A 13832-nucleotide genomic window follows, 5' to 3' on the forward strand; every position below is an offset into this window, starting at 1 on the left:
CATGCATACGTATTGTAAGTATATCTGCAGGTATATAGCACTGCGCTGCTGGCGGTACGGGATAGCCTTGGCTATGCTGACAGGCATGATGCATACCGGACATGCACAAACGAATATGCTGCCATCCCTGCATCAATCCCTGGCCGCACAGCGGGATAGCGCCGGCTACATAGATGCCCTGAGCAGAATAGGCCAGTGGTACTATCAGAGCGATACGGATAGCTGCCTGTGGTACGCCATCCGGATAAAAGAAATATCTGAACGCCTGCATTATACCAGCGGGATGGCTGATGCCTGGAGCCTGCAGAGTATGTGCCACGCTATCCGTAGTAATTTTAAACTGGCGGTGGAATGCGAATATCACTCCCTGCAATTATACCGCTCCATGGGAGATAGTACTTATACAGCCCTTAGTCTCAACAGGCTGGCTACCTGGTACTATAATTATAATCCGCAGGAAGAAAAGGATGCGTTTGCCTACTGGTACGAAGGGATGAAAGTAGCCCGTCAGTTGCCTCCTAACCCGGGAGATTCTACCTATGCCATCCTCCTGAGCAATTTCCTGAACCTGTTTGCGGATAGTCCGCTTGCACAGCGGGATTCCCTGCGGTGGATCATCCCCACCCTCCGGCAGCTGATCGCCAAATATCCCGGACTGCGCGCAGCTTTTTATTTAGGGGCTACCGAAGCAGATTCGCTGATGATAGCCGGAAGAGGCAAGGAAGCAGAAGCCATGATCAACCAATTAGGGGAAGCTGCGGCCTGCCGTGGATTTATCATGACAGCCATCACCATGTATGAACACATGGACAAATACCGGAAAATGGGATATCCCACTGATACCATCCATTATTGGGAGAAAATGTATAAGATGGGAAAGGAGGCCGGATATACGAATCTGCAAACAGGTACGCTGGACCGGTTGTACCGGTATTACAGCCAGCAGCACGATGAAGCCAGAATGGCCTTCTATACCGGAGAGATCATTGCGCAGGCCCACCGGATACGGCAGCAACAACCACAACAGCGTATCAGCTATATCAATTATTTTCTGAAGAAAGGAGAGCAGCAGGCGTTGCAAAAAGACCGTGCGATACAGGCGGCAGCGATCACCCAGCAGGAACGCAGCAATAATGGCTACCGGCTGGCAGGCTGTGGTATTATCCTGGGAGTGGCGATCCTGTTGCTGATAGTCCTGCTTAAAAACAAACACCTCCGGGAAAATAAACTGCATGAAAAAAAGCTGGATCAGAAACATGGGGAGCTGTCGGCCCTGCAACTGCAACTGGAAGCCAATGATGATTTTAAAAATAAACTGATCACCATCATCGCGAATGATTTCCGGGTACCCCTGCTGCATATTGCAGAAGTAGCCCAGCTGCTTAAAAACAGCCAGATGGGCCGTGCGGAGATGATGGCCACGATGGAAGAGATAGCTACCTCTTCCCGGCATACGCTCACGGTATTTGATAATATCCTGCGTTGGATCAAATCACAGCTGTCGGGTTTTGAATTTATTCCGCAGGAATGTGTGCTGGATGATATGATCACCGCCGCTATTACCAGCATCGCGGATATGGCGGCAGCCAAGCAGATAGATATCCAGAATCATGTGCCGGAAGGCATCGTAGTAGCTGCCGATCCGGATATGTTGCAGTTTGTGCATCGCCACCTGCTGCAGGCTGCTGTGGCAGCTTCAGAAGTGAGGCGGTCGGTCAGTATCATGGCCAGCCGGGAAGTGCTGGGCATCTATGTAAGTACCGGCATGAAAGTAAAGCCCGGCACTGCACAGGAAGCATCGTGGCTGGTGCTGAAAACACCGGATACAGTGGTGGAAAGTAACCTGCAGCAACAGGATATGCCGCTGATGCTGGTGATCTGTAAAGACTTTATGATGAAAATGAAAGGGAAGATATGGGCGGAAGGAAAACCGGATGGCTCGCTGACCGTATATTATTGTTTACCTGGATTTGTATAAAACGTTTTCTGATACCTGGCTAACTATGCACATTGGAACCAAATATATGCCAGCTTACAAAGGGATCCGGCTATTACTGCGGCAGGGCCTCCTGTTGCTCCTGCTGATGGGCATGAGCTGGCAGGTACGTGCGCAAAGCACCCCTATGCAAAAGCTGCAGCAACTACTGACACAGCAGCACGACAGTATTGCCTATGTAGATGTATTGAGCCAGATCAGTATGCTGTATCACCTGAGCAACGCCGACAGTTGCCTGTGGTATGCACTTAAAGTAAAAGAGATCTCCGAAAGGCTGCAGTATAAGAAAGGAATTGCGGAAGCCTGGAACCTGGAAAGTATTTGTCACGCGCTCAACAATAACTTCAAGCTGGCGGTACAATATGAATACACCGCCTTGCAGATGTTCCGCGCCATGGGAGATAGTATCAAAGCGGCGCAGGTATTGAATAACCTGGGCGTATATTATTACAATTATGTACCGGGCGACAAAAGCTATGCTTTTGATTATTTATACCAGTCTATGGACATCATGCGGAAGTTGCCTCCACCTGCAGATTCGCAATATGTGGTGATGCTGCAGAATTATGTGGACTGGTTCCGGGAATACCCGGCCAAAAAAGACTCTGTTAAATGGGCCATTGCCACCGCCCGCCAGATCATGAGCAAGTATCCTGGTAGCCGGTCCATTTATTATATGGACATCACCGTAGCCGATTCACTGATGAATGCGGGAAAAGGCAAGGCCGCAGAAGCGCTGGTGAATGCGCTGGCAGATAAGGCCCTGGGCCAGGGGCTGGTACTGATCGCCATCAATATGTATGAACACCTGGACACTTACCGCAAGGAAAACAAGTACCTGTCGGATTCCATTTTTTACTGGGAAAAGATCTATCATATCGGAAAAGCAGCGGGGTACAGTGATCTGCAAACAGCCACCTTATCGCAGTTGTACCAGTATTACAGCAGTATCCACCACTCCGAAAAGATCAGCTATTATATGCAGGAAATGATCCAGCAGGCCAGGCGGGTACAGCAGCAGTTGCTGCATCCGGGGATCAGCTATATGGACTACTTTCTGAAAACGGGTGAGCAGGCCACACTCCAAAATGATAAGAAGCAGCAGGCGCAACAGCTGGAGCAACAGCGCCGGGAAGATAATTACTACTGGGCAGTGGTGTTTATCCTGATTGCAGTGGTAGGACTGGTGTCGTTTATCGGGTTTACCAAGTATACGGGCTTTAAAGAAGAGCAGGCGCACAAAGCAGCTTTGGCCCGGACCACCATTACGCTGGCTGACAAAAGATTACAGCTGGAGGCCAATGATGATTTTAAAAATAAGCTCATCACCATTATTGCCAATGATTTCCGCCTGCCGCTGCAGCATATTGTGGAAGTATCAGCGCTGATCAGAAGTCGTACGATGGGCCAGGTAGAGATGATGGAAATGATAGAACAGATCGCTGCTTCCTCCCGTAATACGCTGGTTGTATTTGATAATATCCTGCGGTGGATCAAATCACAGCTTTCGGGGTTTGTATATACACCACAACCCTGTTTTCTGCATAGCATGATGATGGTAGCCATGGATAGTGTGGGTAGCGCTGCAGCAGAAAAACAGGTGAAAATATTTAATCATCTCCCGGAAAATCTGACCGTTACGGCCAACCGGGAGATGCTGCAATTTGTACACCGCCACCTGCTGGAAGCAGCGGTTACCGCATCGGCTATCAAAAGCACGATTATCATCGTAGCCCGCCAGGAAGATGGGGGCGTATATGTAAGTATTACCCTCCGGACCAAACCCTGCCTGCGAGGCAGTGAGCCTTACTGGTTTCAGCTGAATGAAAAAGATAAAAGTCAACCCGCCCTGCAACATGATACCCGGCTGATGCTCATCATCTGCAAAGACTTTATGACCAAAATGGATGGACAGATATGGGCCGCAGATAAACCGGAAGATTCCCTGTCATTTATTTATTTTTTGCGGGAAGGGAGGTGAGGGATTTTGATGTGTCATACGTTTTTCTTCTTTTTGTATGAAATAACAAACATTTAATTGTAGTTTTAATATAGGGATGTTTGTTATTTCGTACAAATTGTTGTATTTTGTATGAAATAACAAACATTTGAGTTCTAAGCGCACTATATTATTACCTACAAACGCCAGGTTACTTCAAAACCTGGGAGAAAGTCTGCGGCTTGCCAGAAAGCGAAGAAAACTGACACTTGAGCAGGTGGCAGAACGCGCAGGTATTGCCAGGTCTACTTTATGGCTGATTGAAAAGGGGGATCCAGGAGTGGCTATTGGTGCTTATCTGCAAGTGCTATTTGTGTTGGGATTAGAGAAAGATCTTAATAAAATAGCAGCAGAAGATGAACTGGGCAGGAAATTGCAGGATGCAAAGTTTTTACAGAAAAGGCCTGCTGTGAAAATGAGTAAAAACCGAGCTGGAAATAATTTAAAAGGCGGTACCCGCATGAAAGGAGTATGAGATCACCAAAAAATATCTGGGTATATGCCGATTGGGTTGGTATCCATGGGCCTCTTCTTGTGGGGCAATTGAGCGCGGAGGCTGGAATGAATGCCGAAGTTTTTTCTTTTTCTTATGACAAGGAGTGGATTCAAAACTGGCCGGCGCTGTTTTTGGATCCGGATTTAATGCTATTTACCGGACCACAATATACGAGGGATGAAAAACTTAACTTTGGCGTTTTTACTGATTCTTCTCCAGACCGGTGGGGTAGAACATTAATGCAACGAAAGGAAAGTTATAATGCCCAACTTGAGCATCGGCCAGCTTCCAGGTTGTTTGAAAGTGATTATTTGCATGGAGTGGCAGACCAGACCCGCATGGGAGGACTACGATTTAAACTGGACCCTGTGGGACCTTTTCTTGATAATGATATTGAAAGGCCAGCGCCTCCAATTCATCATCTGAGGGCATTAGAAACTGCCAGCTATGAAATGGAAGCAATAGGGGCAGAGAATAACCCTCACTATGGGGAATGGATGCGCATATTGTTAGCTCCAGGTTCTTCACTTGGCGGAGCCAGACCTAAGGGAAGTGTGATGGATTTAGATGGGCACTTATGGATTGCGAAGTTTCCCAGCCGGTTTGATGAATATGATATTGCAGCATGGGAAGCAGTAGTAGCAGAACTTGCCCGGCAAGCTGGTATTAATGTAGCGCAAGGGCGGGCAGAGAGATATACTGGTAAGCATCATACCTACCTCACAAAACGTTTCGATCGCATTGCCGGAACCCGTATCCACTTTTCTTCTGCCATGACCTTGCTAGGCTATACAGATGGAGCAGACGGATCCGAAGGTGTTTCTTACCAACATATTGCAGAATTTATCATGCGCGCAGGTGCTCATCCTGATGAGAACATGAAAGAACTCTGGAAAAGAATGGTATTTAATATCTGTGTATCTAATACCGATGACCATCTGCGTAACCATGGATTTTTGCTTGGAGAACAGGGATGGGAGTTGTCGCCTGCTTTTGATATGAATCCGGTACCTGGCGCTACCCATTTAAAGCTCAATATTTCTGAAGACGATGGTCTTTTAAGTCTCAAGCTGGCAATGGAAGTAGCCGAAGCCTTCAGAGTAAGTGCAAAGGAAGCCAAGGAGCTCATGGGTAACATTACACGTGTAGTGAAGGGATGGCAAACAGTAGCAGAAAAGGCAGGAATAACCCGGGCAGAAATGACGTATATGTCAAGCGCTTTTGATATTGATGCCAGATTATAGCTGGCTTATATTTGCCAAATTGAAAAGGCTGGTCCAAAAGGCCAGCCCTGTAATGAAGCTGTTTCAGCAACCACGCAGGATTATTCCCATGACATGGGGCAATCAAAAGGGCAAAGTATTCCACCTGACGCAAGTGGTGCATTCACCCAATTTGATGTGGATGCCGTTGTGGTCAGATACTTTAAAATATTACCGGCCTCTGCATTAATGGGCACCACAATAAAGCAATGCAGGCCATCCTCATTGATGCCATTAAAGATGCGGATACCAGCACAACCAGGTACTTTCAGTATGGTGTCAAAAATTTCCCGGCCCAGGAGAATGGAATAAACACCATCAGGTTCATACGCCTGGTAGGCCTGAATCATTTCCTGTGCTTTTTTCCGCGGCATCATTTCGCCTGCTGTAGCCAGGTCTGTTATTGTCCGGTGACGCATTTCCTGAATATATATTTCCAGTCCTTCCCCACCTTTGGGGCAATCAAAAGGACAAAAACCGCCACCGCCTGTAATGGGGTCGCCATAACTCACCAGTCCGTCTGCTGTGCGAAGCGCACAATTAGTGATATGCTCTCCATTAGCATCGGCAGCAGTGAAGATCAACGTTTGATTGTTTTCTTCATTGAAAGCATTAAAAATCCGGATACCCTCACATTGAGGGGCCTGTAATAACATTTCAAACATATGCCGGCCATACATAAAGGAGCGCAAACCATCAGGCTCTTCTTCCTGATAACGGTTAATCATTTGCTGAGCGGCGGTAGTGGTGTAGTACTTACCGGTTGTTGCTACCTGCTTAAATTGTTTTTGGGTCTTTTGGGAAATCATAGTTTATACATTTATAGGGTGATAGAATACGAGCGTAAATAGCGTTATTCATAAACAATCAGGCATAGGATCATATCCATCAATATAAGAAGTAATCATTTAAAAAACGATATATTTTTTAGCTCATTCAAGGGCGATCCCGGAGTTGGGATCTGCTATTGCCGCCAGCTGATAGCTGACCGGTACTTCCTGTTATTCCTCCTGTGCCGGAAAGATCAGTTTTATAAACCGTGGCCGGTAAAGCTGGGGGTGCTGTGGCAGCACCTGAAAGAAATCAAAAGCATTGACATTATAACTGATCAGCAGTTCGCCGGGTTTTGATAAACGGGGATGTGCTTTGGCGTTATATACGAAGAAACGTTTGTCTTCTTTTACCTCCGGGCATTCCCATATTTTTATCACCGGGCCAAAAGGCCCTGCAGGTGATGCGCCCAGCCGAAGCCCTACGGCAGATCCCATGCCATCTACCTGGAACACCAATGCATACCGGCCATCTTTCAGCGGGGTGAGGCTTAGTTCATTAGAAGCGTGTGCGGTCACCGCCGCTGCCTGGTGTATGTCTGTATTCCACTGGCGGCCATCCCAAAACCGCCATTTCCCGAAATGTTCTATATCTGCAGGCAATACCCTGGCTACCAGTACCATTTTCTGCTGCCCTCTTACCCCATATACGTACACATAGCCATCGGGGTTGGGAGCGCCTGCGGCTTTGGTATTTACAAAAATGCCCGCGCCAAAAGAGCCGGCACCGGTACTGCTATCGGCTGGCAGTAATAGCGGAGTATCCAGCTGCCGCTGCCTGGTATATGGTGGCCTGCTATTGGGCGGCAGTACGATCAGCACATTGCCTACTTCTGCAAAGCCAAAATCCTTTTGACTGATATTCCGCATGCGATAAGCAAAAATGTAAGTGCTGTTGTGCAACGCAGTATTTACAAAACCATCGCCCAGCCAGTAATAGTCGCCGGGGGTAGCCTGGGGCGTACGTGGTTCAAATAAGGTGGCGGGCTTTCCCTGGTGATCTCTGTTCCAGTAAAACTGTATGTTTTTTTCCAGGGGGGCTTTCCCTTTGAGGATAGCCACGGAATTATGGATCATGCTACTGCCGGGTTGTAGCTGGCCATTGCAGATGTGGCCGGTCATCGTATCACTGAACAGGAAGAGGGTACTGTCGCTGTCCGGTGCATTCACCGGAATACTGAAAATGCCATCTCCCCCGAACCATCCCGAACTACGGGTAAACAAACTGTTCCATTCGGGGGCAGCGGCTACCTGATAGTGCAGGTGCTGCAGGTCCGGCAGCGTATCGCGCTGACTGGTGAACCCCCAAAGCAATAACAGGAATGTTTTCATGGCCTATTTAAAATAGCGCTTTTATTTTTATTCCGGGGATAAACACTGTCATAAATTTTTTTCTCCCCCTATTATGTAAAAACGTTTTTTTGTGCATCATGCGCATAGATAATTATCTATTGCTCATACAAAAACCTATGTTCACGTGCGTAAAATCCTGATTCCCTGCCTGTTGTTGATCAGCCATCTGGCAGCAGCGCAATATTCGTTATCCCGGGGGAGCCGTAAAAGTGACTATACCTATCTGTACAAGATCAGCAATAAGGAAGCCTTACCGCTTTACAGGCAACAGGCCCGCCAGCTGCAGGAAAAGTTATTACATACGCTGGTAGATTCTTTCCTCACCGTGGGGGGAAGAGTACCGGAACACCTGCCCCCCGGTAATTACCTGAAGGTATATGCCGACCGGAATACTTTGCAGATGGCACTACTGCCCATTGGCAACGTATATCCTGAGGTACTGAATAATCACCGGGACCTGGCGGTGCTGCTGCAAAATGAAAAGGGGGAAGTGCTCTCAGACGCTACGGTACAGCTGGGCCACCACCGCCTGGCCTATGATGCGGCTACTTCCACTTTCCGCAGTGATAAAAACAAGCGGAAGGGATTATTGCAGGTATATTATAAAGACGTGCTCAACGGGTTTAATCTTGAAAAACAACGGACCTGGTATACCCGCTCCGCCTGGAATAAATTCAAATATGCGTTTCCGGTAAAATATATTACCCGGCTGGTACAACGGATAAGCACCGGCGAAAAGCTGTATTACCACTCCCGCCCGGCTTATGCCAGCAGGTTCAGCGGGTTCCTGGTATGCAGCAAACCCCGGTACAAGCCGGGGGATACGGTGCAGCTAAAAGCGTTTGTCATTACCGCCGGTGGCAAGCCTGTAGACGAACCGCTGTTGTTAAGGCTCCAGGGCGGGCGCACGGATACGGTGCTGACCACCCTCACCCCTTACCGCCCCGGAGGATATAGTTATCGTTTTACCCTCACCGACAGTCTGGACCTGCGGCTGGACGACCGCTACCAGCTTACGCTGGAAAAGCCATCCCAAAAGCCAGCAGAAAAAAGTGTGCTGATAGCTGGGCATTTTAAACTGGAAGCTTATGAACTCAAGTCCATTACCTTCCTGGCTAGGGGCGATAAAAAGATCCACTCCCGGGGAGAAGCTGCCGCTATCTACGTAAAAGCCAGTGATGAAAATGACCTGGCCGTGATGGATGGGCGCGTAAAAATATGGATCCTGGCCAACCAGGTGCAGCAGTATCATCACCCCGCTGTATTTGTACCCGATACCTTATGGTACCATACCCAGGAGATGGAAGCGCTGGGCGAAACACGCATCCTGATCCCTGACAGTATTTTTCCGGCCGCCAACCTGCAGTACAAGATGCGTTGCCAGTTCCTCAACAGCAATAATGAATCCCATGAAAGGGCATTTACACAACAGTACCTGTATGAGCCGGGGCGGACCAGTTTTACGCTGAAGGCCGACAGTCTGCTGCTGAGTTATATACAGCTAGGCAAAGCACAGCCTGCCAAAGGGATGCTGTATGCCTATAACCAGTATGAGGATACGCTGCAGGCAGTGGCGCTTGCTTTACCTGCGGCGGTAAAACTGCATCCCTTTGCCAGCAGCTATGAACTGGTAGTGAACGATACCAAAGGCACTTATGCATTTGAAGAAGAAAGCAGCCGGATAGAAGGGCAGGGCTATCGCAATAAGGACTCCGTACAGATCCAGGTAGCCAATCCGCGGGACCTGCCTTTCTGGTATACCATCTTTGCCGGAAATAAGGTAGTGCACCGGGGTTATGGCCGCCAGCTGTATTGGGAAAGCAAATCCATTACCCCGCAGCATTATTTTGTATCCCTGCAATACATCTGGAAAGGGGAGCCGCGCAGCGAGGAGTTTACCATTCCCTATGCCGAAAAACAACTGCAGATCAGCGTACAGGCGCCGGAGTTTGTATACCCTGGTCAACGGGTACAAATAGGCATTACCGTAAATGATGCTGATGGACAACCCGTAGCCGATGCGGATGTAACGGCCTATGCCTTTACACGGAAATTTACAGATGCATCGGTGCCCGTAGTACCCTTCCTGGGAAAAAAATATCCCGGCAGAAAAACGTACGGTACCTTTAAAACCTCCCCGGTGGAATTATTGTCGGACGCCCCCCTGCTCAACTGGTCCCGCTGGGGGATCCCGATGCGGCTTACCGGAAAAGCATATTACCGGTTTTTACATCCTGCAGGGGTGTATGAATATACCGAACCAGCCAGCGACAGCCTGACACAGATCGCACCTTATGTGGTGCAGAACGGCGTATTGCAACAGGTGCATCTTCTGTATATTGATGAAGTACCGGTATTTTTTAGTCAGGCCCGGCAGGAAAGGAGGTATGCCTTTGCAGTAAGCCCCGGCAAACATAGCCTGCGTATCCGCACCTTTAACCGGGAAATGAAAGTAGACAGTATCCAGGTACAGGAAGGCGTAAAACACTTCTTCAGCTTTAATGCCAGCGAGCCAGCGCCGCAGGTGCAGGTGAAAAAAATGACCAACGCACTCACCAAAGAAGAACAACGGCTGCTCGGCCGGTATATGATGCAGGTGGATCATTATAACCAGGATAACTATACGTATATCACGCAGGGCACCAATACCTATTGGCTGAAAGAGCGGGGCACTTTATTGGTAGGACCGGTCAATAGCAGCCCTGCCAGCTATAAAGTGATGGATGGTTTTACGCAGGACTTTAAGCCTGCGCCGGGTGGGGCATTTGATATCCGGCAAGGGCTGATCCGCCAAAGGCCACCGGGAAAACGGCCGCCTTTTGGCAGCCTGCTGGGCGCTTATACCATGCCGGATCATCTGACAGATAGTGTGCTTACCGAGAAGGAAATGGCCACTGCCTGGAAAACATACCAGGACAACTGGCTGCTGCAGAATAACACCGACAGGGAATATCCCGTAGCGCATTCTTCCCGTGCCCGCCTGCAGTTGAAATTCCCGGAAGACACGATTACAGGATGGGGAAATATCAAGCAGCTTTTTATCTTCCGGTATGATGATGCCCTGTACCTGAAAACATTATCCGGCAATTACATCAGCCAGACATCCCTGGATCCCGGCATGTACCGCTTGCTGGTATTGCTGAAAGATGACCGGTATATCCTGCACGACAGTATAGCCGTGCAAGAAAACGGGATCAACTATTATGCCCTGCCACCCGGTAAAGTGACGGACCGCGACAGCATGAGTGCTGCTATGGCAGCTATATTGTTCCGGGCACGGTGGGAAAATAATCATAATAAACCCGGCCCTGTTATCGCTGATATCAATAAAGCATTTAATCAGCAATACTTTGATGAAAACAGTTTAACCCGTACCGTTAGCGGATACATTACGGACAGGCAAGGCACGCCATTGCCCGGCGTAACGGTACAGCTCAAAGGCACCAGCAGGGGAACGGCCACGAATATGGACGGGCGGTTTACATTAAGGGTACCTGAAAAGGGCGTGCTGCGCATTGCCTACATTGGTTTTATAGGACAGGATATGGTACTGAATGAAAATCAGTATTATACCTGTATGCTGAAAGAAAGTAATGCTAATCTGGAAGAAGTAGTGGTAGTGGGATATGGCATGAGGAGTAAGCAAAACCTGGCCGGATCGGTTGCTACCGTGTCTTCCCTGTCGGGCAAAGTGGCGGGTGTGATGGTGCGTGGTACCGGTACGCTGCAACGGGAGGCCCCTTTGATCATCATTGACGGCATTCCTTTTAATGACAGTATAGACGGTGTGGATCCCAAAACGATCAACAATATGACGGTACTGAATGCCAGCGATGCCGTGGCGATCTATGGCGCCAGGGCCGCCGCCGGCGTGATCCTGATCACTACCAACCGCGCCGTAGCTGATAGCAAGAACAAGCAAATGGATATTGCATCCGGGCAGTTGTCGCTCCGACAAAACTTCCGGGATGATGCCTTCTGGCAGCCGCAGCTGCGCACCGGCCAGGATGGCAAAACCAGTTTTGGCGTTACCTTCCCGGATGATATCACCAACTGGCGTACGATGGTGGTGGGGATGACCGGCAATAAACAAAGCGGGTTTGCAGAAACCCAGATCAAATCATTCAAGGCATTTACCGCTACGCTGGGATTGCCTGCTTTTGCCCTGCCTGGTGATACGATTAACGTGATCGGTAAAACGATGAACTATACCACCGACAGCATTACGGCTACCCGTGTGTTTGCCGTGAATGACAGCATTTACCGGAAGGGCAGCATCGGCGTTAAAAACGCCTGGATAGATACGCTGGCCGTAGTAGCAGGCGGGCGTGACAGCCTGTCTTTCCGTTATGTAGTACAAAAGCCGGACGGGTATTACGACGGAGAGGAGCGGCGTATTCCTGTATTTAAGCAGGGCGTATTGGAAACGGATGGTTTCTTTGCCGCTTTAAGAAAGGATACTGCTTTCCGGGTACCGTTGCCAGAGAGTCGGGAACCCTTTACCATCTATGCCGAAACAGCGGTATTGCCGGTATTGGTAGCAGAGATGAAATCCATACAGCGGTATGAGTACCTGTGTAATGAGCAGTTGGCCTCCAAGCTGATGGCTTATCTGATGGAAGAAAAGGTAGCCGGATATTTACAGCAACCTTTTAAGGGAGCAAAAGCGATCCGGGAGCTGGTGCGTCAGTTGCAGCAAAGCGGGCATAAAAGCGGGCGCTGGGGCTGGTGGCCAGACAATGCGCCGGTAGCCTGGATTTCCAGTCATGTTATCACTGCATTGTTGAAAGCGGAAGCGCAGGGATATAAGGTACAGCTCAACAAGCAGCAGTTGATCAATGATGCGCTGTTTGAGCTGGAAGGAGGTGGCAGGAATGTAGATACGTTGTCGCTCCTCGACATGTTGCATCAGCTGGAAGCTACGGTCAATTATCAAAAGTATGCCACCGGCCTGCAGAAGCACAACACCTTATCGCGCTACAATCACCTGCGGCTGGTGCAGCTGCAACAACGTTTATCCCTGCCGGTAAATGTGGATAACATTGCGGAAAAGCCCCGGTACACCATGTTCGGCAATATGTATTGGGGAGAAGAAAGTTACCGGTTTTTTGACAATAGCATCCAGGTTACGCTGCTGATGTATAAAATATTGCGCGCACAAGGTGGGCAGGAAGCCACACTGGAAAAAATACGGGGCTACTTCCTGGAGCAACGCCAAAGCGGGCATTGGCGAAATACTTACGAATCGGTATTGATCCTGGAAACCATCCTGCCGGACCTGCTGGCATCACAACAGGCCAGTCCCGCATCGCTCACAATTACGGGCGACACTACGCTGGTCATTACCTCCTTTCCGTATACCACTACCTTGCCTGCCACCGCTGGTATTCAGCTCCATAAGCAGGGCGGTATGCCGGTATATTTTACTGCTTATCGCCAACGCTGGAATACCTCACCCAAAAAAGAAGCGCACCAGTTCCAGGTACGTACCTGGTTCGCTTCGGGTGATAAGACCGTGACCAGCTTAAAAGCCGGTACCGCCATTACGCTGAAAGCAGCCGTGACCGTGGAAGCAGATGCCGACTATGTAATGATAGAAATTCCTATTCCTGCAGGCTGTTCCTATCAGCACAAAAACACTTCCTGGTACAACCATGAAGTGCACCGCGAATACTTTAAACAAAAAGTAAGCATCTTCTGCAGCAGTCTGAAAAAAGGTACATACACCTTCGAGGTATCCCTGATGCCCCGCTATACCGGTCAATACCTGCTAAACCCCGCTAAAGTGGAAATGATGTATTTCCCGGTATTTTATGGAAGGGAGGAGATGAAAAGAGTAGCTGTTAGCTATTAGCCTTTAGCTGTTAGCTTTTGTAAGGCAGTTGTTTCAATGAAT

General features: G+C 49.0%; 7 protein-coding genes. 5 read left to right on the forward strand and 2 right to left on the reverse strand.

All coding sequences use genetic code 11. The annotated features are described in order from the left end of the window. Position 1: 1 nt before the first annotated feature. The 4 genes from ABR189_RS22275 (at position 2) to ABR189_RS22290 (ending at position 5735) form a co-directional block, all read left to right on the forward strand. Entirely contained in the window at positions 2-1978 is a 1977-nt protein-coding gene (locus ABR189_RS22275; protein WP_354662694.1) for a sensor histidine kinase, read from the forward strand. Between the two features lie 25 nt (positions 1979-2003). Beyond that, entirely contained in the window at positions 2004-3977 is a 1974-nt protein-coding gene (locus tag ABR189_RS22280) for a sensor histidine kinase (protein ID WP_354662695.1), read from the forward strand. Positions 3978-4104: 127 nt separating this feature from the next. Further along, positions 4105-4470: a helix-turn-helix domain-containing protein gene (locus tag ABR189_RS22285; protein WP_354662696.1), complete on the forward strand. Its 366-nt coding sequence runs from the start codon at positions 4105-4107 to the stop codon at positions 4468-4470. Then, positions 4467-5735: a type II toxin-antitoxin system HipA family toxin gene (locus tag ABR189_RS22290; RefSeq protein WP_354662697.1), complete on the forward strand. Its 1269-nt coding sequence runs from the start codon at positions 4467-4469 to the stop codon at positions 5733-5735. Before ABR189_RS22285 ends, ABR189_RS22290 begins: the two co-directional genes overlap by 4 nt. Positions 5736-5815: 80 nt before the next feature. Here ABR189_RS22290 and ABR189_RS22295 read toward each other — a convergent pair whose 3' ends face one another. Further along, positions 5816-6562, reverse strand: coding sequence for a hypothetical protein (locus tag ABR189_RS22295; protein WP_354662698.1), 747 nt, complete (start codon positions 6560-6562; stop codon positions 5816-5818). A 192-nt stretch (positions 6563-6754) separates the two neighbouring features. Further along, positions 6755-7915, reverse strand: a complete 1161-nt coding sequence (locus tag ABR189_RS22300; RefSeq protein WP_354662699.1) for a DUF5005 domain-containing protein — start codon at positions 7913-7915, stop codon at positions 6755-6757. A 145-nt stretch (positions 7916-8060) separates the two neighbouring features. Between ABR189_RS22300 and ABR189_RS22305 the strand changes: the two genes are divergently transcribed. After that, positions 8061-13790: an alpha-2-macroglobulin family protein gene (locus ABR189_RS22305; RefSeq protein ID WP_354662700.1), complete on the forward strand. Its 5730-nt coding sequence runs from the start codon at positions 8061-8063 to the stop codon at positions 13788-13790. Positions 13791-13832: the final 42 nt, after the last annotated feature.

This window comes from Chitinophaga sp. H8 (assembly GCF_040567655.1).
Taxonomy (GTDB): Bacteria; Bacteroidota; Bacteroidia; order Chitinophagales; family Chitinophagaceae; genus Chitinophaga; species Chitinophaga defluvii.

Coding starts and splice junctions, on each gene's coding strand:
- ABR189_RS22295 (WP_354662698.1), bottom strand. CDS start 6,562: ATGATTTCCCAAAAGACCCAAAAACAATTTAAGCAGGTAGCAACAACC.
- ABR189_RS22275 (WP_354662694.1), top strand. CDS start 2: ATGCATACGTATTGTAAGTATATCTGCAGGTATATAGCACTGCGCTGC.
- ABR189_RS22300 (WP_354662699.1), bottom strand. CDS start 7,915: ATGAAAACATTCCTGTTATTGCTTTGGGGGTTCACCAGTCAGCGCGAT.
- ABR189_RS22280 (WP_354662695.1), top strand. CDS start 2,004: ATGCACATTGGAACCAAATATATGCCAGCTTACAAAGGGATCCGGCTA.
- ABR189_RS22290 (WP_354662697.1), top strand. CDS start 4,467: ATGAGATCACCAAAAAATATCTGGGTATATGCCGATTGGGTTGGTATC.